The 24,172-nt window shown below is 39.7% G+C and carries 19 protein-coding genes and 1 riboswitch; of the genes, 10 read left to right on the forward strand and 9 right to left on the reverse strand.

The genetic code is table 11. The annotated features are described in order from the left end of the window. The first annotated feature begins 15 nt into the window (after positions 1 to 15). Together LVD51_RS01410 and LVD51_RS01415 are read left to right on the forward strand one after the other, a co-directional pair. Positions 16 to 1,446, forward strand: a complete 1,431-nt coding sequence (locus tag LVD51_RS01410) for a RagB/SusD family nutrient uptake outer membrane protein (RefSeq protein WP_236969386.1) — start codon at positions 16 to 18, stop codon at positions 1,444 to 1,446. A gap of 21 nt (positions 1,447 to 1,467) precedes the next feature. Continuing rightward, positions 1,468 to 1,914, forward strand: a complete 447-nt coding sequence (locus LVD51_RS01415) for a hypothetical protein (protein WP_236969387.1) — start codon at positions 1,468 to 1,470, stop codon at positions 1,912 to 1,914. A gap of 496 nt (positions 1,915 to 2,410) precedes the next feature. On the opposite strand, the gene LVD51_RS01420 is transcribed toward LVD51_RS01415, so the two are convergent. The 9 genes from LVD51_RS01420 to LVD51_RS01460 form a co-directional block, all read right to left on the reverse strand. After that, positions 2,411 to 5,701, reverse strand: coding sequence for a CRTAC1 family protein (locus tag LVD51_RS01420; RefSeq protein WP_236969388.1), 3,291 nt, complete (start codon positions 5,699 to 5,701; stop codon positions 2,411 to 2,413). 128 nt (positions 5,702 to 5,829) lie between these two features. After that, the gene (locus LVD51_RS01425; RefSeq protein WP_236969389.1) at positions 5,830 to 6,006 is read right to left on the reverse strand and encodes a hypothetical protein; all 177 of its coding nucleotides are present in this window, start codon (positions 6,004 to 6,006) and stop codon (positions 5,830 to 5,832) included. A gap of 111 nt (positions 6,007 to 6,117) precedes the next feature. Then, positions 6,118 to 6,975, reverse strand: a complete 858-nt coding sequence (locus LVD51_RS01430; protein WP_236969390.1) for an SPFH domain-containing protein — start codon at positions 6,973 to 6,975, stop codon at positions 6,118 to 6,120. Between the two features lie 208 nt (positions 6,976 to 7,183). After that, positions 7,184 to 7,828, reverse strand: a complete 645-nt coding sequence (locus LVD51_RS01435) for a porin family protein (protein WP_236969391.1) — start codon at positions 7,826 to 7,828, stop codon at positions 7,184 to 7,186. A gap of 332 nt (positions 7,829 to 8,160) precedes the next feature. After that, the gene (locus LVD51_RS01440; RefSeq protein WP_236969392.1) at positions 8,161 to 8,583 is read right to left on the reverse strand and encodes an META domain-containing protein; all 423 of its coding nucleotides are present in this window, start codon (positions 8,581 to 8,583) and stop codon (positions 8,161 to 8,163) included. 202 nt (positions 8,584 to 8,785) lie between these two features. Beyond that, entirely contained in the window at positions 8,786 to 9,199 is a 414-nt protein-coding gene (locus tag LVD51_RS01445) for a BrxA/BrxB family bacilliredoxin (protein WP_236969393.1), read from the reverse strand. Between the two features lie 115 nt (positions 9,200 to 9,314). Further along, entirely contained in the window at positions 9,315 to 10,670 is a 1,356-nt protein-coding gene (locus LVD51_RS01450; RefSeq protein ID WP_236969394.1) for a cytochrome-c peroxidase, read from the reverse strand. Positions 10,671 to 10,735: 65 nt separating this feature from the next. After that, positions 10,736 to 11,899 carry a trans-sulfuration enzyme family protein gene (locus LVD51_RS01455; protein WP_236969395.1) on the reverse strand — a complete coding sequence of 388 codons (1,164 nt, stop codon included), beginning with the start codon at positions 11,897 to 11,899 and terminating at the stop codon, positions 10,736 to 10,738. Positions 11,900 to 11,906: 7 nt separating this feature from the next. Further along, positions 11,907 to 12,323, reverse strand: coding sequence for an OsmC family protein (locus LVD51_RS01460; protein WP_236969396.1), 417 nt, complete (start codon positions 12,321 to 12,323; stop codon positions 11,907 to 11,909). A gap of 190 nt (positions 12,324 to 12,513) precedes the next feature. Then, a riboswitch (SAM riboswitch) is annotated at positions 12,514 to 12,613 on the forward strand. A 113-nt stretch (positions 12,614 to 12,726) separates the two neighbouring features. Between LVD51_RS01460 and LVD51_RS01465 the strand changes: the two genes are divergently transcribed. From LVD51_RS01465 to hisH, 8 genes are all read left to right on the forward strand, one after another. After that, a complete protein-coding gene (locus LVD51_RS01465; protein WP_236969397.1) occupies positions 12,727 to 14,019 on the forward strand; it encodes an O-acetylhomoserine aminocarboxypropyltransferase/cysteine synthase family protein in 1,293 nt (430 codons plus the stop codon). A 108-nt stretch (positions 14,020 to 14,127) separates the two neighbouring features. Continuing rightward, positions 14,128 to 15,138 carry a homoserine O-acetyltransferase family protein gene (locus LVD51_RS01470; protein WP_236969398.1) on the forward strand — a complete coding sequence of 337 codons (1,011 nt, stop codon included), beginning with the start codon at positions 14,128 to 14,130 and terminating at the stop codon, positions 15,136 to 15,138. A gap of 311 nt (positions 15,139 to 15,449) precedes the next feature. After that, the gene (locus LVD51_RS01475) at positions 15,450 to 18,914 is read left to right on the forward strand and encodes a pyruvate carboxylase (RefSeq protein WP_236969399.1); all 3,465 of its coding nucleotides are present in this window, start codon (positions 15,450 to 15,452) and stop codon (positions 18,912 to 18,914) included. Positions 18,915 to 19,225: 311 nt separating this feature from the next. Next, positions 19,226 to 20,077 carry an ATP phosphoribosyltransferase gene (gene hisG, locus LVD51_RS01480; RefSeq protein WP_236969400.1) on the forward strand — a complete coding sequence of 284 codons (852 nt, stop codon included), beginning with the start codon at positions 19,226 to 19,228 and terminating at the stop codon, positions 20,075 to 20,077. Positions 20,078 to 20,103: 26 nt separating this feature from the next. Beyond that, positions 20,104 to 21,381 (forward strand): histidinol dehydrogenase, encoded by a 1,278-nt coding sequence (gene hisD / locus LVD51_RS01485; protein WP_236969401.1) that lies wholly within the window; start codon positions 20,104 to 20,106, stop codon positions 21,379 to 21,381. Positions 21,382 to 21,403: 22 nt separating this feature from the next. After that, on the forward strand, positions 21,404 to 22,450 hold the full coding sequence (gene hisC / locus LVD51_RS01490; RefSeq protein WP_236969402.1) for a histidinol-phosphate transaminase: 1,047 nt from the start codon (positions 21,404 to 21,406) through the stop codon (positions 22,448 to 22,450). After that, the gene (gene hisB / locus LVD51_RS01495) at positions 22,447 to 23,583 is read left to right on the forward strand and encodes a bifunctional histidinol-phosphatase/imidazoleglycerol-phosphate dehydratase HisB (protein WP_236969403.1); all 1,137 of its coding nucleotides are present in this window, start codon (positions 22,447 to 22,449) and stop codon (positions 23,581 to 23,583) included. Before hisC ends, hisB begins: the two co-directional genes overlap by 4 nt. Next, the gene (hisH, locus tag LVD51_RS01500) at positions 23,580 to 24,170 is read left to right on the forward strand and encodes an imidazole glycerol phosphate synthase subunit HisH (RefSeq protein ID WP_236969404.1); all 591 of its coding nucleotides are present in this window, start codon (positions 23,580 to 23,582) and stop codon (positions 24,168 to 24,170) included. Before hisB ends, hisH begins: the two co-directional genes overlap by 4 nt. The last annotated feature ends 2 nt before the right edge of the window (positions 24,171 to 24,172 follow it).

The following is a 24,172-nucleotide window of genomic DNA, read 5'->3' on the forward strand; positions in this document are numbered from 1 at the left end:
ACAAATTAAACTATAATGAGACATTATATTTTATTCTTTATATCCTTGACTGGATTATGCTCTTGCTCACAGGATTTTCTAAATACAGAGCCTTACGGCCAGTCGACTTCTGACCAGTTTTGGCGCAATGCCGACGATGCAGTATCGGCATCTAATGCCTTGTATGAGCCACTCGATGACGAAAGTTTTTATGGACATACTGAGCAAACCTTTGAGATATGTTCCGATGATTTTTGGCGAGCAGGTGATCACGGTGAGGATCAAGCAATTGAAGACTTTACCTTTGATGCCAACAATGCACAATTGAGAGAGAGTTATACGAGGAAATATGAAATTATCAATCGCGCCAATGCTATTTTGATCAATGTTCCAGATATAGATATGGATGCAGGTATTAAAAACAGAGTCTTGGGCGAAGCACACTTTATGAGAGGCTTTGCTATGTGGCGCCAACATGTCATTTATGGATCTCTTCCCATTATAGATGTAGAACGGTATCGAAACAATGAGTTTAACGTTGCGAAACCTAGTGTGGAGGAATTTAGAGCATTCATAGAAGCAGATTGGAAAAAAGCATCAGAATTGTTGCCTGTAAGCCATTCCGAAGATAATATCGGTCGCCCATCTGGTGGAACAGCCAACGGTTTTTTGGCAAAATTATATGTTTACTGGAACAAGCTAGATCAGGCCATCGCCGCTGGAAACAAAGTTATCAATGGCCCCTATGGATTGGCAGATAACTTTGCCGATAATTTTACGATTGAGACAGAGAATAATCCCGAAGTTCTGTTTGCCGTACAGTGTTTAGATGGTTGGACATCTGCACCATATAGAGTCTATACTACGCCTAGACCTTGGGGTGGTTGGGATTTTCACGAACCCGTTCAGGATTTGATCGATGAATATGAGGATAATGACCCTAGATTAGATGCCACAGTGTTTAAAGTAGGAGACATGGTCGATTTGGGAGGTAATAAAGGCTTGACAGAATATGTAGAAGGACTATCTCAAACTAATTATCACTTTAGAAAATTTGCCTCGTGGAATGAAGCCGGCGGATTGGATAGCGATCAAAATATTCCTATTCTCCGTTCTGCTGATGTTTATTTATTGGTGGCTGAAGCCAAAATTAGATCAGGGCAAAGTGGAGATGTAGAGCTAAATGCCGTTAGAACTCGTGCTGGATTAACACCAAAGTCTAATGCAACTATGGCCGATGTAATTCATGAAAGGAGAGTAGAGTTGGCCGGTGAAAATCAACGACATGCCGACTTAGTACGTTGGGACAAAACCAACGAGGTGGATATCGTCGAACACTACAATATCGATAGAGGGCAATATAAACCCGCTCGAAATTTTCAACGTCCTAAGCACTATTATTTTGCCATTCCTCAAAATGAAATTGATTTGTCCAACGGAATCTTGATGCAAAATGAGGGTTATTAATATCGTTAATAGGATGGCGGAATGAAAAAATCCTTTGTTCTTTATATTATATTAATTGGTTTATGGGGCTGTGAGCAAAAGCCCTATAAACCTTTTTTACTCGGTGCGTGGAAGGTTGATTCCACCTATAGTTATTACAATGGATTCTCTTATACAGAACGCAAGTCTGGAGGGGATTGGGCTAAAAATATTTACAGTGAAGATGGATTGATGAAGGAAGTAAAATACCAAACATTTCAAAGCTATCACTATTCTTGGCAGGGATTGGACACCATCGTCCTTCGTTCTACCTCAGGGGGGCAGCCGATCTATTACCAATTACTGGGGCTGACTCAAGAGCAACTTATTCTTAAAAAGACTAAGCGAGGACTTTTTTCTGAAATAGACGGTGAACGATACGAGATTAGGTATATGTCTAGAACGAATCTTCCCAGTGAAGAAATTATCCCATTTGTCGATCCGAGGTAGTGTTGTGAGAATATATTGCCAAATGCATTGAAGATTGATAAGTTCACCCACCCACGACACAGAGGTCGTGTTGGCATTATCTATCATCCTAAAGGGATCACATGTCATAGCCGAGTGTTGAAAATACACGGATAGCATTGTGGCAGAATATAGATTTGGCGGACTTTTTGCTTTAACCTAGATGTTTTAATACAACATATTTTCAAGTTACGTAATCGTAATTCTCAAATCCGCAAAAAGTGTGACAAATCCGACTGGTTAGGGGAGGTTCGCTGGCTTGCCATCCGAGCCTGTGGTCTCGGTTCCTTCATCGATGATCCATTTAGGAACATCGGTGCTTTACAGCACTCCATTCAGTCATACTCAGTCATGGACAACTGCATTTGGTCATGGTCAGTCACAGCTATTAGACTAAGTCCACTTCGATTCAATTCAACGCCTTTAGGGCTTTTTTTTATTTTTAACACTTGTGCAAGGACTCAATGAATTTGTCTAATTATTTTACCGTAAATTGCATGGTCTCGGCATTATTGGCTGATACAATGAGGGTTAGGCCGTTTTTGTTTTTGACAATACCTATATCTCGATTGTCTGCTGGGCAATGAAAACCAGATTCATCCATCGGCAATACATCAAAGCTCTTATCTCGATTGCCAGTAAGAATGAGCCCATTGAGTCCATCCAATGGCCCTTGATGGCTGTCTGGAGCTTCGGAATTGCCCACCAATATCAAATCCATATAACCGTCTCCATTTACGTCCGTTGTCGTTATACCGTGTACTGGACCAAATTGAACTTCCATAGGTAGGATGTGGGGTTTAAATGTTTCGTTGCCTATGTTTTCATACCATTGAGTCCTAAAATCATCGACCTGAAATTCTAGTCCTTTATTGCGATTTGGGAAAATCTCAGACCAACTCGCCTCTGCGTAGGATTTGTAATTTCGGTATCGTTTTTTAAGAGGGGATATCCATGCCAAAAGGTCATTTCTAAAGGCCACTGGAGCCCTATGGTCACCTCGGTATTGCACTATGATGGGATCTATGGAATTGTTTCCATCAAAATCATCGACGAACATTGTAAGTGGTTTGTCGACAGAAGTGGTGAAAGACGAATTGAGACCTTGATTGCCTGCGACAAGATCGATGTCACCATCTCCGTCGATATCAACGGGCAGGATGGTATTCCACCAAGCTCGACTGTCTTCCATATTGAATTTTGTCGTACCATCTCGAAATTGACCATTGTCGTTGGTTAAGATGATAATGGGAGTCCATTCTCCAGCCAAAATGATGTCGATGTGGCCATTGTTGTCAATGTCAGTACATTGTATATCTTTGATCATACCGATCTTCCTGAGTTTGGGGTATAGAGAGTCGGTAACATCTTCAAAATATCCACCTTTGTTTTCTAGAATATAAGATGGAGCAGGGAGGGGATAGGACTGCATATCGACGTACCCACCTATGCATAAATCGAGATCGCCATCGCCGTCAAAATCCCCAGAGGCCACAGATGATGTACTGGTCTTCATGGGGGGGAGCCAATTCGTCGTCATTTGAAAATTACCTTGACCATCGTTTAAGTATAGTCTATCTTGATAGAGGTGGTGATCTTTTTCAAATTCATTGCTGCCGCTGGTCACATATAGGTCCAGGTCGCCATCGCCATCGGCATCGAAGAAAACCGAGCCCAGGTCTTCGTAGCCATCTTCTTGTTGGTCTATTTCTTGAGATTTGAATTGTCCAGAGGGCATTTGGACAAAGATTTGACCTGATTGATTGTATCCACCACCTATAAAGTAATCGTCTAAACCATCGGCATTGACATCGCCAATCGATATTTTCGGACCTTGAATGGAATATTTATGCGGAATTAAGGGGTGTATATTAAAATCAGCAAACTCTATATCTTTGTGAATGAATGGTTTAGTTTGCGTTACTTTTTCTAAGGGCGTATTGTATTGTTTCTTTGTCGGTATTTCTATGGATGATTTCTCATATGAAAGAGTGATACACTGATCCACATTGGGGTGTTCAATGACTTGTCTATTGAAGTCAGGCCAAATCACAACGATGGAGTCGATTTTGTCAATATTTCCTAATCCAAAGTGAAGAATGGGATCTACGGAGGATTGATAACCGCGGTAGGGGTAGTTGTGTTGGTATTGGAAAATGGATTCTCCGTAAACGTAGACTTTACTACCGATGCCATTGATATTTTCATCCGTTCCTCTCAGTTTTACTTTTATATAGTGGTTGTTGAGCCGCTGTCTAGATGTATTTTTGTAAACAAATACCTTGTCGAATGAATTGCAGGTAATGTAGTCCAAGTCCCCATCGTTATCCAAATCGACATAAGCTGATCCAGAAGAAAAAGAAGAGTCCACAAAACCCCAATCAGCAGATGAATCGGTGAATCTCAAATCGCCATTGTTTCGAAAAGAATAATTGGGCAAATACACCCCTTTAAGTTGGCTTATGTATTGGATGAGTTGGGATTGGCTGTTGTTGTCGAATTGACCGCCGACTACGAGTCCAGATTTGTAATGAATAAAATCTAAGTCGATGTTGTCTCTCGGATAGCCATTGGTAATGGTCAAATCTTTGAACCCGTCGTTGTCAATATCAAAAAACAGTGGTGACCAACTCCAATCGGTACTCGATACTCCACTCAAATTGCTGATTTCACTGTATACTACTTCATCCTTGTCATCGAGTCCTCTATTTAGCTGGATGGTGTTTTTGACGACTTGAGGCTGATATCCCAGTTTTATTTCTGAGGCATAACGGTTGTAGTTAATGGAATTGATCATGGATTTTCTCCGTCTGTGGTCGGGAGGTAACATGTCTACTGCGATAATGTCCGGCCTACCATCATTGTTGTAGTCAGCTAAATCACAGCCCATAGAGGAATAACTGCTGTGCTTTAAATAATCAGCTGCCTTGTCTGTGAAGCTGCCATCGCCATTGTTGATATACAATATATCATTACTGACATAATCATTAGAAACATAGATGTCTTCCCAACCATCGCCATCGATATCCCCTATGGCTAGGCCAAGACCATAGCCTTCTATATTGATGCCTGCATCAATAGACACATCTCGAAAATAACCATTGTCATTGCGCATTAATTGATCGGTGTTTTTCATTTCACCGTTGATGCGTTTGGGGCGCAATACATTGGGTCCCATTTCGTCGGTGGTGTTATTGAGCAGGTATACGTCGAGATCTCCATCTTTGTCGTAATCAAAGAATCCAGCAGAGGTTTGATATCCCGTATTGTCCAATCCATATTCGGCCGCCCTTTCGGTAAATGTGTTGTCTTTGTTGTTAATGTAGAGCTGATTGCGTCTATTGTTGGCATGGTAAGGGCCTGAAAAACATAGATAGAGATCCATCCACCCATCGGCATTAATGTCGACCATATTTACTCCTGTTCCCCATTTGAGTTGGGTATTAATACCTGCAGATTCAGTAATGTCTTCGAATTTAAAATCTCCTTTATTGAGGTATAATTTTCCATTCGTCATATTGCCACTGAAATATATGTCTTGCAGGCCGTCGTTGTTGATGTCACCTACGCCTATACCACTTCCATTGAAAAAATATTCATAAGTTATGATATTCAGTTCAGATGATTCATAGAGTTCGTTGGAAAACTCGATACCTGTTTCCTCGCTTCTTAATAATTGAAATAGACCATTGTCTTCTTCGGATTTTTCGGTACATGAAGATAATAAGGTGAGAAATATTATGACTTTCGATAGTGACTTATTATCCATATAGTGATTGATCTTTTTGTTTTTGTAGAAATATTCTACAAGGAGTTTAAAGATCAACTTATAAATGGATACAGATCTCAATCTTAAATCAACAAAACATTAATTTTAATACGAGATTTCCCCTTGATTTACGATTCTGATTCCTCATCTTTTGAACGCTTATACCTTTTGGCGTCTTTGAGGGATTTGGTTAACATATATTCCAATTGACCATTGACACTGCGGAACTCATCGTCGGCCCATTTTTCAATCATCTTGAAAACTTCCGGATCGATGCGCAGTGCAAATGATTTCTTCTTCGTCATAATGTATATTAAGTATATAGTATTATATATGAATTTCGCTTTTTATAATCACAATTTACAAAACTGTAATTTATCTCTATAAGTAGAAAATTCAGTTTTTATTATTTCGTATTATTGGTGCAGACTTCCTGTATTGATAACTGGAGTCACCTCCTTGTCTCCACAAAGAACAACCATAAGATTGCTGACCATGGATGCTTTTTTATCTTCATCAAAATCAACAATATTGTCGTCAGACAACTGTTGTAATGCATCTTCAACCATGCCTACAGCTCCTTCGACAATCTTTTTTCGCGCAGCAACGATGGCTACTGCCTGTTGACGTTTAAGCATAGAACTGGCTATCTCAGGCGCATAGGCCAAATATCCAATACGAGCTTCCAATACTTTGATGCCCGCAATGATTAATCTTTCCGTGATTTCTTCTTCCAGGGCTTGGTTGACTTCATCCATGCCAGAACGAAGGGTCAATTCGCCTTCATCGGCATCAAAATTGTCATAGGGGTAGGAGCCAGCCAGTTTTCGAACGGCGGCATCGGTTTGCACACGGACAAATTCTTCGTATTTGTCCACATCAAATGCTGCCTTGTAAGTATCTTCTACCTTCCAGACTAAGATGACATTGATGAGAATGGGATTCCCCAATTTGTCATTTACTTTTACTCGTTCACTATCAAAGTTTCGAGCGCGAAGTGATATTCTTTGCCTAGTATAAAACGGATTGGCCCAGAAAAATCCATTTTCTCTTACCGTGCCCTTATAAGCACCAAATAATACTAAGACCTTGGATCCATTGGGATTGACTATGAAGAATCCCTTCACCGCAAAAATAATTATTAAAAATGTAATAATAAAAAGGGCGTTTTTCGTGGCCAATAGGGCTATGATGGTGATTAAAATAAGGACGATTAGAGTTGTTAAAACCGTATAACCGTTGGTAGGCTTGATATTTACTTCGTTATTATTCATAATGATATTATTTTGATATTATAATAGTACTGTAAATAATTGGTATTTCCAAAATAGTTTTTGAAATTATACCTCATCCATTTGATATTACTACTGAATATAAGGCATAAGGCTACTGTTCAATACTGGATATATCGATGAAGGATATTCTAAAATGGGTGAGATATGGGAGGAAATGATTTATCTCTATTTGGTATTGCTCGATGATCTATAAAAATCTGGTAAAGCTTAGGCTGAAGTTGATGTTTTTATTTTTAGAAGCCAGTTCTTGTATGCTGTCCATGGCACCAAAATAATAGTCCCCTTCGATTTGGAACCTTCCAAAGGGTAGTACGTGAAATATGCCAAATCCGGTATGTAATCCGTGATCCCATTTGTTTAAAGGATAGGGACTACAAGCATTGAGTTTAACCGTCTGTGATGGTTGATGAGGATCTGAGTTGTAGATCTTTCTTTGGCCTCCCAATAAACGAGATAGACTGTAGCCGATTTTTCCGACAATGCCGAGTTGATTGATGACAGGTTTTTCTATTTGTAAATACAGGGGAAGGTTAAAGTAATGGGCTTTTTGTTCCCCATTATCTCCATCTGATAGGAGGCTGGGAAGGTAGCCACTACCGCGCTGTACATAGCCGGGTTCTACACTTAGGCTGAATCTTTTGGTCAGGTGATGACGGATGCTGGAATGAATACTATATCCATGCATGGCAGTGGGCCGGCCAAGCGGTGGTGGGAAATCAAGAAAATCTACCCATGCATTGCTATATCCTATCTTTATACCAACTTCGGTTTGGGCCGATAGAAAATGGAAAGAATAAACACCAATAATTAAAGTTAAAAATAACTTATACATTTAAAATTTATTTAATGTATTTTCAAAACACGCACTATTATTTAACATCAATCTTGCTGTGGTCGACATCTAGTACGTAATCGTTGAAATAATCTATTGGGGAATAGTTTAAGGAACAATTATTTTATACGAATTATCCCAAACTTTATTGAGATCGAGTGCAAAATATACTATCAATTAGTGGACAATTAGATTATGGAAATCTACTCTCTATTCGTATATTTTAAATGGCATCAATAAGATTAGTCATACAACTTTTCTTAAATTCAAAAGAATCCCTTTGAACAATATCTCTGAGTAGGATATAATCAAAGGGATAATGTTATGAATTCTTATTTTTTAATAAATGACATTACTTCTTTAGCGCCATCGAGTAGCTTGAGGGTGTTTCCATCTATTTTAAAATTTTTCACAGAGTTTAGGGCAGATAGAAAATTGGATTCCCCTTCACCAGGACAAGCTTTTTTCGTCATCGCTCCTGGATCCAAACTCAATGAAGTTCCACTTAAATTAAACTGACCATTGAAGTTGTTGCAACCCGTAGATCCATTGATACTTCCATCATCTCCGAAATTTAAGAAAGGTAATTGTTGGGCAAAATCGCTTTCACCGATAACATTACCTAGTAGGGTGGACAATACCCACTGGTTATTCGTCAATAATTCCAATGGATTGTCGAGTCCTTTGACCATGCTACATGAATTCATTGAAAAAGCAACAGATAATGTAAAGAAAATGGCAAATACTTGTTTCATAAGGGTTTATTTAGAATCTTGAATTAATTATAGGATATTGATTGATCAATATCTTTGTTTCACTTATTGTGACGCGAGAGAACACAAAAAGATACAGATTATCCCAAAGTCTTAACAAAACATTATAGTTTTAAGAATGGTATTAGACAAAAAAAAGCCACCTCTAAGTCGAAGTGGCTTTTGAAATAATCTTTATTCTACACTAGCAAAATTCGTCAAAACTCGCTTTTAAGTCATCGGCAATAGCATAGGCCGAACGACCTTCGATTTGCAATCGTTCTATCATTTTTACCAATTTCCCATCTTTAAACAAAGCGATGGATGGTGATGATGGAGGATAAGGAAGAAGATATTCTCTAGCTTTCCCTGTCGCTTCACGGTCTACTCCTGCAAATACAGTGACCAATCGGTCTGGTTTTTTTTCGTTGGTCAATGCCAGTTTAGCCCCTGGTCTTGCATTGGCTGCAGCACAACCACATACAGAATTGACAACCAACAAAAGACTGCCCTCTGTATTTTCTATTGCGTCTATGACTTCTTCGGGATTGCTTAAGGATTCAAATCCAAAATCCGTTAAATCTTTGGCCATTGGAGCCACTAAATTGGGTGGATACATATCAATATTTTTTTATGTTTCTATATACAAACAATTGAAATGACAATTGTTTCGCAAAAGTATTGATTTTTGACTTTTTAATGGAGTTTAGTTTTCTATTTTTAATACTTCCTCTTTAATCACAGCCATGTTCCCTTCTCGAAACAATATCGTTATTGGGGAAACACAGACCAGAAGGAAGATAGCTTGGTTTATATCTTTCAACCGTTGGATCGTCTAATCCATTGGCCAAAAATGCAGTTAAATCATCGATTTCTGATTCCGTCATGCCCAAGGGCTTAAAATTAGATGCGATTAATTCTGTGGGTACATCAGGATTTTCAGGAATGGCATCGTTGAAATATTCCACTACCTCTCTTAGACTGCGTTTACTACTGCCGTGAAAGTAAAACGGTGTACCGGTAAGGTTGTATAAGGTAGGTACTTTAAATTTGTGTAAGTCGTCTGCATTACCAGTAAAAAATCCTCGTCCAAAGTTTTTATTTAGCGCTCTCGGTTCATCGACAAAGGTGGCCAATTCGTCTAAGTTATTGACTCCTATCGCAAAAAAACGAGTGTCGCTAAATGCAGGACCGGAGTGACATGAAGTACAATTGGCTTTGGTAAACATTAATAATGCTCCTCTTTTCTCTTGGTCGGTCAATGCGTATTTGTCGCCTTTTAACCATTTTTGAAATGGTGCTTCAGTCGTATTGATGGTTCTTAAATAGGCAGCCATGGCAAGAGCTACATTTAAGGGAGAATATCTCTCCTCAACTGGGACATCGGGGAAGGCAGCATCGAAAAGCTCTATATATCCCAAACTGTCGGCAATGGCAGGGTCCATCTTAAAACGATGTAAACTAAATCCTTCTTGGAGCTGGGTCTCTAAACCTTCATAGCCCAAATTGTTTAATGCCAATCCCGCATCTACATCATCAGAAAAACGATGTTCGAATCCTTCATTGGCATGGCCAGATCCAAAAGAACCGTTCCACTGCGTGTTTTTGGCGGAATAAGCTACATTCAGTACGGTAAGTGGTCTTATCCCTTGAACATCTAAGTCGGCAGCACCTGGATAGGATTCGTGTTTCAAACGCGTTTCACCTACATTGCCTGTTCCAAATCCACCATCTCCAATTCCCTGCATCCTTCCCGGTTTGAAATCGGCTTCTGCGATATGGCAACTGGAACAAGAATAGGTTTGTTTACCAGCATCAAATTTGTTGTCTAATGCAATTCCAGTTTCAAAGAATAGAAAATTTCCCAATTCCACTTTCGATGGGGTCAACGGATTCCTAGGATCTTGTGGAATGTTTTCTAAGTCTTTGGAATTGTGTAGAACCCAATAGTCTAATGAATTATCTGGAGCAGCATCTCTAACACTTTTTTCTAACTTAACATCTAAGTCACTAACGTGCATTACATCGTCCGAACACGATATAATAAAGAAGGTAAATAATGATAAAAATAACAGTAAATTCTTTGCCATAATAAATCGGTATTGATATCTAGCAAAGATAATAATTTACATTTGGTTCTATCTACTCCCAAATGTTAAAGCAAATCTAAGGACTGTCTTAAATCATCAATAATATCTTCCACGTCTTCCAGACCCACAGATATTCGAATCAATTGATTAGAAATACCGGCTAATTGTCTTTCTTCCTCCGACAACTTGCTGTGTGTAGTTGTAGATGGATGGGTGACGATGGTTCTGGTATCACCGAGGTTGGAAGTCTTTGATATCATATTGAGATGATTGATAAACGAAAACACTTTTTCAATGTCGCCTTTCAATTCAAAAGTCACGATACCTCCACCCATAGTCATCTGTTTTTTGGCCAATTCATGCTGAGGGAAACTCGGCAAAAAAGGATAATGTACTACAGTGACCTCATCTCTTTGAGTAAGAAATTGTGCTACTTCTAATGCATTACTCGAGTGTGCTTTAATCCGAAGGGATAATGTTTCTAAGCTTTTGCTCAATAACCAAGCATTAAAAGGTGACATTATGGGGCCGGTATGACGGGCAAAGAAGATGACTTCTTCCATTAATTCACTATCGCCCACCAGTACACCACCTAAAACACGACCTTGTCCGTCCATGTATTTGGTGGCTGAATGAACAATGATATGAGCACCGTAATCAGCAGGTTTTTGTAGAATTGGGGTGGCAAAGCAATTGTCCACCACATAGATTAATCCGTGTTGTTCACAAAACTGGCCACAAAATTCGAGGTCAATAATTTTTAACCCTGGATTACTCGGAGTCTCAATGAGGAATAATTTCGTATTCTCTTGGACGGAATCTTCCCAAGTCGAGGTGTTTTCTGGATCTACATAGGTAGTGGTGACGCCAAATTTGGATAGAATATTATTGAGTATTTGGTGAGAGGAACCAAATAGGGCACAGGATGCCAAAACGTGATCCCCAGCTTTTAAAAAACTGGCCAAACTTAGATATACAGCTGACATACCTGAAGCCGTAGCGAATCCTGCCGGTTTGTTCTCCAGTAGACAGACCTTCTCTATAAACTCCTGAAGGTTGGGATTGGAATATCTTGAATAAATGTTTTTATCGATTTCACCATTAAAGGTGTCACGCATTTCTTCCGCACTTTCAAAAGTAAAGCTACTGGTCAAATAAAGCGGAACACTATGTGATCTTTCAGAAGCTGGTTGAACCTGATTGCGAACCAGTTGAGTTTGTTTTTTCAAGATTATTTTATTTATAAATGGTGTATTCAAAAGTTATATTGGCCGATTTCTTCAATATCTGAGCAACAGAACAATAGGTGTCCATGCTCAAATTCACTGCTCTAGCCGCTTTTTTATCTGCAATATCACCATATAATTTAAAGTGGATATGGATGTCGGTAAACAGAGAGGGCTCCTTGTCTTTCTCGCGTTCGGCTTCTATTTCGATTTTGATATCGTCCAAGACTTGTTTCTGTTTTTCTAATATCGAAACTACATCTATGGCCGAACAACTGCCCAATGCCATGAGGACCATTTGCATAGGTCGGACTCCTTTGTTAGTACCTCCTATGGATTCCGAGGCATCTGATTCTACATAGAGGCCGTCTTCATTTGAAGATTTTAAATGATACTTACCCGAGGCTCGTTCTATTGAAATTTTCATAAAATTTATTTTATTTGTAACCAAAGCCAGTTCTAAATTGTATCCTACATAATTCGCTCCAAAGAAGGTAATTAGTCGGCGACAAAATGGTAATATTAAAAATATTTCTAAACTTTAGTTTTTATCTTGTCACAAAACTATTAAATTTATTTTTACATTTGCATGGCAAATCAATCTAATCTTAGAATGATTTTTATAAAGAAGGGTGGAGAGAACAGGCTCTGTGAAACCCTAGCAACCGCCAAAATGGAAAGGTGCTAATTCCTGCCAAGTAATTGGAGATATAAGAAGCATCATCTTTATCCTTAAGTTTGATCTCTCAGTTTTCAACATCTTTGGCAAAATAGGCAACTTTATATTTTGACTATTTATATGATTCGATAACCAAAAATAATGGAATACAATGACTAAACTTAAATTTGAAACACTTCAACAACACGCCGGTCACGACATCGACAATACCAATTCCAGAGCGGTTCCGATTTATCAAACTACTAGCTATGTGTTTAATAATTCTGAACACGGGGCCAATTTATTTGCCTTAAAGGAATTTGGCAATATATATACGAGGATCATGAATCCCACCAATGACGTATTCGAAAAAAGAATCGCTGCCCTCGAAGGTGGTGTAGCTGCTCTATCCACGGCTTCCGGAATGTCGGCTCAATTGGTTGCATTGACAAATATCTTGGAATCGGGTCAAAATTTTGTGGCTTCGCAAAATTTATACGGAGGAACCTATAATCAATTCAAGGTAGCTTTTAAAAGAATGGGGATTACCGTAAAATGGGCTGACCCAGAGAATGCAACGAGTTTTGAAGATCAAATCGATGAACATACTCGAGCTATATATGTAGAGACTATAGGGAATCCCAGTTTTAATATTCCAGATTTTGAAGCCATTGCTGCCGTTGCCAAAAAACACGATCTTCCCTTAGTGGTTGACAATACTTTTGGAGCTGGAGGTTACTTGTTCCGTCCATTAGAGCACGGAGCCAATGTAGTTGTTTCAGCTGCAACCAAATGGATCGGAGGTCACGGTAATTCTATCGGTGGTGTCATCGTAGATGGTGGTAACTTTAACTGGGGTAATGGCAAATTCCCTCAATTTTCTGAACCTTCAGAGGGGTATCACGGATTGGTATTCTGGGATGTTTTTGGATCGGAAGGACCATTTGGAAATATTGCCTTTATTATTCGAGCTAGGGTAGAAGGATTGAGAGATTTGGGGCCTGCAATGAGTCCGTTTAATTCCTTCTTGTTGTTGCAAGGGGTGGAGACTTTGAGTCTTAGAATGGAAAGAACTTGTGCCAATGCATTGGAAATGGCCCAGTGGTTGGAAAAACACCCAAAGGTGAAAAGCGTGAGTTATCCTGGTTTGGAAAGTCATCCTTCTCATCAACGGGCATTAAAGTACTTGAAAAATGGATTCGGAGGTGTTTTGTCTTTTGAATTAGAAGGCAGTGCCGAAGCAGCTACCAAATTGGTAGATAGTTTACAGCTTATTTCTCATTTGGCCAATGTGGGTGACAGTAAAACTTTGATTATTCAGCCGTCTGCTACGACTCACCAACAATTGAGCGCAGACGAACAGTTGAATGCTGGAGTATTGCCATCTTCATTGAGATTGTCATTGGGAATAGAACATATAGATGATATTAAAGCAGACTTGCAACAGGCATTTGATCAATTGTAAGACGAAGTCTTCTCGTGGAAATAATAATTGTTGCGCTTTAGTCAAAGAATCGTTAGGTAAAAGAAAGAAATGAGACTAAAGTATATTTTAAATTTTTGATCAGCATAGATGAGTGTAGAGGTATTTAAATGGAATGAAACGTTCCCATTGGAAAATGGGGAGGAGTTAGTAGGATTTGAGTTGGGATATTCCACCCTAGGTGAGATAAATGCGGACAAATCCAACGTGATTTGGATTTGTCACGCATTGACCGCCAACAGCAAACCCGAAGAGTGGTGGCCCGGACTGGTAGGGCCTGGAAAGGTGTTTGATCCTGAAAAACACTTTATAGTTTGCGTTAATATGTTGGCTTCATGCTATGGGAGTACCAATCCCGATTCTATTAATCCAGTCACTCAAAAGCCTTATCACGCCGATTTTCCCATGGTAACCATTAGAGATATGGTTAGATCAATGGATCTGTTGCGGATTTCATTGGGAATTGATCAGATTGAGATGGGTGCAGGTGGATCTATGGGTGGTCAACAATTGTTGGAGTGGAATATTTACGCTCCACATGTATTCAAAAATATTTTTGCCATTGGCACCAATGCCGTTCATTCACCATGGGGCATCGCTTTCAACGAAGCTCAGAGAATGGCCTTGGAAGCTGATCCCACATTGTGGAATGGCAGTGAAGATGCCGGAAAGAAGGGATTAGAGGCGGCAAGGGCTATCGCCATGTTGTCTTATAGAAATTATACCGCCTTTGATGAGACCCAACAAGACGATCCCGATAAAATAATAAATTTCAGAGCGAGTTCTTATCAACAATACCAAGGGAGTAAGTTGAGCAAGAGGTTTAAGGCCAAATCTTATTATTATCTTTCCAAAGCAATGGATAGCCACAATCTCGGACGCAATAGATCCAGTGTTGAAGAGGCTTTGTCTACTATTACCGCCAATGCTTTAGTCGTTGGAATTAATACAGATTTTTTATTTCCCCCAGTTGAACAAAAAAGAATCGCAGCCCATATACCCAATAGTGTATACAAAGAAATCTCTACACCCTATGGTCACGATGGATTTTTGATTGAATGGGATCTTTTGGAAAGGTTGATAACCGACTTTTGGAAATAGTCGGAATAATATCAATGTTATAATTTTCTTATTATTTCTCAATATTTTATTGTTAGGTTTTGTACATTAATAGGTAACATATATTTTTTATTGTTATTTAATGTATCTCGATTCGCATATTTTACGACTTTGTTTAAAAATGAGTGAAGTCCAGTGAAATTTTAGTACTATATGTATTAAATTCGCTTTTCAATAAGGGATACGGAAAAGATGGAATGAAAACCAATATTGAATGAGGCTTAATTATAGTTTTTTCGATTATGCCCCGTTTGAGGTTTTCGATTGATTAACAATATTAAAGATTTGATTTAATGGAATATGTTCATAACCGATATAAAAAATTATTAGTAGCCAATCGAGGTGAGATTGCTATTAGGATCTTTAGAGCAGCTACGGAATTAAACATTCGAACGGTAGCTATTTATACCTTTGAAGATCGATATTCTCTCCATCGATACAAAGCAGATGAAGCGTATCAGATTGGTCCGGAAAATGAACCATTAAGTCCATATCTCGACATAGATGAAATTATCAAGGTCGCTAAAGCCAACGATGTAGATGCCATTCATCCAGGATATGGTTTCTTATCTGAAAATGTTCGTTTTGCAGAAAGATGTAAGGCCGAAGGAATAATATTTGTGGGACCGACTCCTGAGATTATGATGGCATTGGGTGATAAGGTTCGCGCCAAAGAGATCGCCGAAGCCGTCAATGTCCCTACGATTAAGGACAGTCAGCAAGATATTACCTCTGAAGAGATATTGCTCAGTGAAGCTGAGAATATTGGATTTCCCATAATGGTCAAGGCTGCCGCTGGAGGTGGAGGCCGAGGAATGAGAATCGTTCGTTCGGCTTCGGAAATCGTAGCCGCTTATAGAGAAGCCAAAAGAGAAGCCAAATCAGCATTTGGCGACGATACCATATTTTTAGAAAAATTTATAGAAAACCCAAAACATATTGAAATCCAGATATTGGGAGATCAATATGGCAATATCGTTCACCTTTACGAGAGAGATTGCTCCGTACAACGTCGATTTCAAAAAGTAGTTGAGGTGGCTCCAAGTACAGGATTGAGCCAATCGACATTGGATCAACTCTACGACAATGCATTGAAAATCGCGCGTCATGTGGGCTATGTCAATGCCGGTACCGTCGAGTTTTTGGTCGACGTACAACAAAATGTTTACTTCATAGAAGTCAATCCAAGAATTCAGGTAGAGCATACTATTACAGAAGAGATTACAGGTATTGACTTGGTGAGATCTCAAATCTTGGTCTCTATGGGATTTGAACTCAGCCATGAAACTATTTTTATCCGATCACAAGAAGATATCAAGATCAGTGGTTTTGCCATTCAGTGTCGGGTGACTACAGAAGATCCAGAGAACAATTTCAAACCGGATTACGGAACTTTGGTGGCCTATCGATCGGCCAGTGGATTTGGGATCCGATTGGATGCGGGAAGTGCCTATCCAGGATCTACCATTAGTCCTTTTTTCGACAGTATGTTGGTGAAAGTAACAGCTTGGGGACGAACATTGGACGGATCTGCGGATCGACTTTACCGGGCTTTATTGGAGTTTAGAATTAGAGGGGTAAAAACCAATATTGGATTTTTGCTTAATCTTTTAAAAGATCCAACTTTTAGAGCGGGTAAGGCTACCGTCAATATGATAGGAGACATGCCGGAATTGATGAAAGTACCTCGAAGACGAGATCGAGGAACTAAGATGTTGCGCTATTTGGCCAATGTCATTGTCAATGGCAACGAAGATGTCAAGTATATCGATTCAACCAAAACATGGATGCCGGCCAAAGTGCCAGCATTTGATAAAAATGCCTCCTTCCCCGATGGGACCAAACAAATTTTGACCGAAAAAGGCCCGAAAGGTTTTGCGGATTGGTTGAAAAACGAAAAGAAAATTCATTTTACCGATACTACCTTCCGAGACGCTCATCAGTCTTTGTTGGCCACTAGAATGCGAACCATAGATTTGTTAAATGTGGCAGAAAGTTTCTCCAAAAACCATGGTGCCGATGTGTTCTCCATGGAAGTATGGGGTGGGGCTACTTTTGATGTGGCCATGAGATTCTTGAAGGAAGATCCTTGGGCTAGATTGCGATTGATTCGAGAAAAAGTTCCTAATGTTGTTTTACAAATGTTGCTTAGAGGATCCAATGGAGTGGGCTATAAGGCCTATCCGGATAATCTCATCGTATCCTTTATTGAAAAGGCAGCAGAAACGGGAATCGACTTATTTAGAATATTTGATTCTTTGAATTGGATTGAAAATATGCGTACCAGTATTCGCACAGTGGTGGACAATACCGATGCTCTGGCAGAGGCATGTATCTGTTATACTGGAGATATCCTCGATCCCCAAAAAGGAAAATACAATCTAGAATACTACGTAAATTTGGCGCGTGAATTGGAAAAAGAAGGTGCTCATATACTGGCCATTAAAGATATGGCTGGTTTGTTGAAACCCTATGCCGCTGAGACATTGATCAAGGCTTTAAAAGAATCGACTTCCATGCCGATTCACCTTCATACTCACGATACATCATCGGTTCAATCTGCTACTTATCTAAAAGCTATAGAGGCTGGTGTAGATGCAGTAGATGTAGCATTGTCTGCAATGTCTGGATTGACTAGTCAACCCAATTTCAATTCAATGGTGGCTGTTATGCAAGATCACGATCGCAAAAACGATATCGATCTGAGAAGTTTGAATTTATACTCTGATTATTGGGAAACCGTTCGATCTTACTATTATCCATTTGAAACCGAATTGAGAGCTGGAACGGCAAGTGTATATCGCCACGAAATCCCAGGTGGTCAGTATTCCAACTTAAAACCTCAGGCGAGAGGATTGGGATTGGAAGACAAATTTGATACCATTCGAGAAAACTATCGCATTGCCAATGAAATGTTCGGCAATATTGTAAAGGTAACTCCATCGTCCAAGGTAGTTGGAGATATGGCTATGTTTATGACTTCTAATCAATACACAGCTCAAGACATTCTGGAAAAAGGGGATGAAATATCCTTCCCAGAAAGTGTGAAAGCCTTGTTTAGGGGCGATTTGGGTCAGCCTTATCAAGGATTCCCTGCGGCATTACAAAAAGCGGTATTAAAGGATGAGAAGCCATACACAGAGCGACCCAATGCACATTTGGAACCCATTGATTTGGAACAGGGATTTGCCGATTTTAAAGAAAAATTTGGTCCCTATGTCAATTATTTAGATTTCTTGTCTTGGAGTTTGTATCCCAAGGTGTACGAAGATTATCACAGTCACTATGAGTCATATGGCTTAGTGCGCACATTGCCGAGCTGGCCTTTCTTCTATGGTATGAAAGAAGGAGAGGAGATCTTGGTTCAGTTGGATGAGGGCAAAACACTGTTGATTGAATACAGTAATCTTTCTAAGCCCAATGAGATGGGAGAAGTTTTTGTATCCTTTAAATTGAATGGCCAAGCGAGAACGGTTAAAGTAGTAGACAACTCGGTAAATGTCGAAAAAGTAAAACATAAAAAGGCTGAAAGAGTGACCGATGTTGGTTCTCCGCTTCAAGGCAATCTGTCGAAGATATTTGTAAAAGTAGGGGACAAGGTCGAAAAGAATACACCACTATTTACCATTGAGGCTATGAAAATGGAGTCGACCATCACTTCACCTATGGCTGGAGTAGTTGAAAATATAGTACTCGAGGAGAAGACCATGGTTCATCAGGACGATTTGGTTTTGGAGTTGGAACCTATTCGCGGCTAGTACAACAGTGTAGAAATATTAGTCCATCTAAGAGATGTTGAGAATTTATTTTTCACGGTTTTTTAGATGGATTTAAAAGGAGAAAGGTAGAATTTTTAAAATTATAGGTTTTTTTATATGAAAAATTCAGCTATATAATTTTCACTTTGTATATTTGGCACAAGTTATGAATACAAACAAATACACATTGCATCATCATATCCATCATTTCCTATAAGGAATGGAGGTAAGCAATTGTATTTATATATTATAAAGATTTTGAGGCTTATCACTATTTGTTGGTAAGCCATTTTTTATTTAAAAAACAGACTATGCTAAACATTGCAATTCAGAAAAAAGGCAGAATGAGTGAAGATTCCATCAAACTGCTGCGAGATTGTGGACTGAGATTTAGTTCAAGTGGGAAGGGATTAATAGCACCCAGCAGTGGATTTCCTGCCAATATCTATTATTTGAGAGATGATGATATTCCTGAATATGTACAGGATGGAATCGCCGACGTAGGTATTGTAGGCCTCAATGTGATCAAAGAATCCATGAAAAAAGCCGAGATTACCATGCCACTCGGATTCTCAAAGTGCCGTTTGTCAATAGCCATCCCAAGAGATCAAGCTTATAAAGGAATTCAAGATTTGGCTGGCAAGGATATTGCCACATCATATCCGGTGATTTTAGAGGAATATCTCAAGAAGAACAATGTCAATGCAGGGATTCAAACCATTTCTGGTTCTGTGGAAATAGCTCCAGGTATTGGCTTGGCCGAAGGTATTTGCGATATCGTAAGTACTGGATCTACACTGTTGAGCAATGGTTTGAAGGAGGTTGAGGTAATCATGAAATCGGAGGCAGTCATGATCAACAATACCAATATGTCTGCAGAAAAAATGGACTTGTTAAACAAACTTTTGTTTAGATTAAAAGCCGTTCAAAAAGCCTCCAACAGCAAGTATATCTTGTTGAATGCACCCAATGAAAATTTAGAAAAAATCATATCTATACTCCCAGGCATGAAGAGCCCATCCATCCTTCCTTTGGCTGAAAAAGGATGGTCTAGTGTCCATTCAGTAGTTCAAGAAGAAGATTTTTGGGATGTTATAGACCAATTAAAAGAGCAAGGTGCAGAGAGCTTATTGGTAGTGCCTATTGAGAAAATGGTGTTGTAATAGTTTATCATACAATTACAAAAGAAATGAAATACATTTATTTTAATCAAGAGTCCAACTGGGCGGAAAAGTTGGCTAGACCATTGCAGAATATGGCCGAGTTGTCCACTGTAGTGAGGAAGGTTATGGATCGGGTCAGAGATGAAGGTGATCGTGGTCTTTTGGCCCTCACCCAAGAATTTGATCGGGTGTCCTTGACTGATATTCAGGTAAGTCAAGAAGAAATGTCAAGGGCTGTTGACTTAATAGATGACGAATTAAAGGCTGCTTTAAAACAAGCAAAGGCAAATATTGAGTTGTTTCACCGCAGTCAAGAAGTAGAGGTTGAAAAAATAGAGACCCAAGCCGGAGTGCAGTGTTGGCGTGAAAGCCGACCCATAGATACTGTGGGCCTTTACATCCCCGGAGGAACAGCACCTCTGCTGTCTACCGTACTTATGTTGGCAGTTCCCGCTGTAGTGGCAGGATGTCCTCAAATAGTACTCTGTTCACCACCTAATCGGTCGGGACAGATTCACCCAGCCATTCTTTATGCGGCTTCCTTGTGTGGAGTCCATGCTGTGTATAAGGTGGGAGGAAGCCAAGCTATAGCAGCCATGACTTATGGTACTGATACCGTAGTCAAAGTCAATAAAATTTTTGGTCCAGGCAATCAATATGTGACTTGTGCCAAGGTCTTGGCTCAACAAGAAGGTGTGGCCATCGATATGCCAGCCGGTCCGTCAGAGGTCTTGGTGTGGTGTGACGATGAGGCTCGTCCTGATTTTGTAGCGGCAGATTTATTGGCTCAAGCAGAACACGGTGTCGATAGTCAGGTAGTCTTGGTCTGTGATTCTCCCGATTACGGCGCTAGAGTAGAGGCTGAGTTGGAAAGGCAATTGGAATTTCTCCCTCGAAGAGATATAATCAAAGTAGTACTGGAAAACAGCAGTATTGTGGTGGCCAATGAGAAGGAGGCCATAGAAGTGATCAACTTTTACGCCCCTGAACATTTAATCATTCAGCGAAATACGAAGAGTTATCAGTTGGCTGACATCGCAAACGCGGGATCGGTATTTATTGGTCCCTATACTCCGGAAAGCGCAGGGGATTATGCTTCAGGTACCAATCATACCCTGCCTACCAATGGATTTGCCACTGCTTATTCTGGTGTGTCACTGGACTCATTTGTAAAGAAAATAACCTTTCAAGAGATATCTAAAACTGGGTTGACACATTTGGAGAAGATTATTTCCCCGATGGCTGCTGCCGAGGAATTGGAAGCACACCGAAGAGCGGTTTTAATACGTTTAGATAAACAATAATTACGGATACAAAGTAATTACTATGGAAGAAAAAGATTTTGTCCAATTGGTGCGGCCCAATATCGCTGCTTTAACACCATATTCGTCTGCTAGACACGAGTTTACTGGACATGCAGACATATACTTAGATGCCAATGAAAATCCGTTTTCGCATCATCGGTGGAATAGATATCCAGACCCTTTTCAATCGGCTTTAAAAAATAAGTTGATTGAAATTAAAAAGTGCGCTGTCGATGAAATTTTCATAGGCAATGGCAGTGATGAAGCCATCGACTTGCTTATTAGAATATTTTGTGAACCCGGTGTCGATCAGATTGTGACCGTGGAGCCTACCTATGGAATGTATAGAGTAGCCGCTGATATCAATAATGTAGCGGTCAATCGTCAGACTTTGAATCCCGATTATAGTTTGGATATCGATACTGTGTTGGCTCACACTACTTCGGCCGATAAGATATTGTTTTTGTGCAGTCCCAACAATCCCACAGGGAATGCCATCGATGCCGATGTGTTGTTGCGGGGGATAAAAGGGTTTCACGGTATTGTAGTAATAGACGAAGCTTATATTGATTTTTCAAGTCAACCTTCAATGATACAATATATAGAATCTTGTCCCAATTTAGTGATTCTCCAAACCTTTAGTAAGGCATGGGGGTTGGCTGGTTTGAGAATGGGAATGGCATTTGGTCCGGCTTGGATTATCCGATTGATGAATGCGGTTAAACCGCCCTATAATATCAACAGTTATTCTCAAGAAATCGCCTTGCAAAGTCTGTCCAAACTAGAGGAGGTTCAAGATGAAATAGCAACCATTATAGAAGGGCGCAATCAATTGAGGGATTTTTTGGTCAACCATCCTAGTGTTTTGGAGGTTTATCCTTCTGATGCCAACTTTTTGTTGTTTAAATGTATTGGAGCCAAGTCATTGTTTGAATATTTGCGTACAGAGGGGATAGTGATTAGAGATCGAAGCAATGTGGTATTGTGTGAAGATTGTTTGCGGTTGACTGTAGGCAGTCCAGAAGAAAATAAGATATTTATAGAAAGAATGAACAACTATAATCAATGAGTAAGAAGGTATTATTTATAGATAGAGATGGGGTATTGCTAAAAGAACCATTGGGGGATTATCAAGTGGACTCCTATGAAAAATTTGAAATATTCCCAGGGTGTATTTCGGCTCTTAAAGATATAGTGGCTACCCAGACCTATGTATTGGTCATGGTCAGTAATCAGGATGGTTTGGGTACGGAATCCTATCCAGAAGAAACTTTCTGGGGACCTCATAATTTACTGCTGCAATGTCTGAAAAATGAGGGCATTGAATTTCGCGAAATACATATTGATCGCAGTTTTCCAGCCGACAATAAAGATACGCGCAAACCGGGCACTGGTATGTTAAAACACTTTTTTACTGGGGATTATGATTTGGCCAATTCCTTTGTCATAGGAGATCGATATACCGATATGATCTTGGCAAAGAATTTGGGATGCCGAGGTATAATGTTGGGTAAGTCTACCGATACACAAGAAGACCATGTATTGAACGGTGTGGATATGGAGGGAGTGATTGCCAAAAAAGCTGAAAAATGGACGGAAATACGAGATTTTCTCATTGGATTACCTCGACGAGTCCACCATGTTAGAAATACCAAAGAAACCAAGATAGATATAGTGTTGGATATCGATGGATCAGGCAAAAGTAATATAGATACAGGTATTCGTTTTTTCGATCACATGTTGGATCAAGTAGCCAAACACGGCGGAGTAGATCTCGACATTCAAGTCAATGGAGATTTGGATATCGACGAACACCATACCATAGAGGATACGGGCTTGGCGCTTGGAGAGGCATTTTATATGGCCATAGGTAGTAAAATAGGAATGCAGCGCTACGGATTTGCCATTCCGATGGACGATGCTGCTGCACAGGTATTAATCGATTTCGGAGGGCGACCTTGGTTTATTTGGAAGGCTGAATTTTCTCGAGAAATGGTAGGGCAAATGCCTACTGAAATGTTTTCACACTTTTTTAAATCATTCTCGGATACTGCAAAAGTCAATCTTCAAATCACGGCAGAAGGAGATAACGAACATCATAAAATAGAGGCCATATTCAAAGCCTTTGCCAGAGCTATTAAAGCGGCTATTCATCGCGATGTCAACGATCTTACCTTGGCCAGTACAAAAGGAGTATTATGAAACAAATAGCCATAATAGATTACAATGCAGGCAATATAAGATCGGTCCTGTTTGCTCTGGAGCGATTGGGTGTCGAGCCAATATTGACCAGGGATGCTGATGTATTGAATGCAGCGGATAAGATTATATTCCCAGGAGTGGGAGAGGCGGGAACGACGATGAATTATTTAAAGGAAACTGGATTGGCTGATTTAATTCGCAATTATAGAAAGCCATTTCTCGGTATTTGTTTAGGTTTGCAATTGATGTGTAAACACTCAGAAGAAGGCGATACGGAATGCTTGGGTATTTTTGATTTGTCGGTTGTGAAATTTCCCGGAGATATGGGATTGAAAGTGCCTCATATGGGATGGAATACCGTAGATGGCAACGGTCATGAGTTATTTAAAGGGTTGGAAACTGATCCCTATTTTTATTTTGTTCACAGTTATTATGCAGAGTTGTCCGATGTGACAATAGGGCAAAGTAATTACGGACTTCCATTTACTTCTGTATTGGCCAATGACAACTATATGGCCACACAGTTTCACCCTGAGAAATCCGGCTTGCAAGGAGAAATATTATTGAAAAATTTTATAAATATATAGAC

It is taken from the genome of Membranihabitans marinus (genome assembly GCF_021729155.1).
GTDB classification, from domain to species: Bacteria; Bacteroidota; Bacteroidia; order Chitinophagales; family Saprospiraceae; genus Membranihabitans; species Membranihabitans marinus.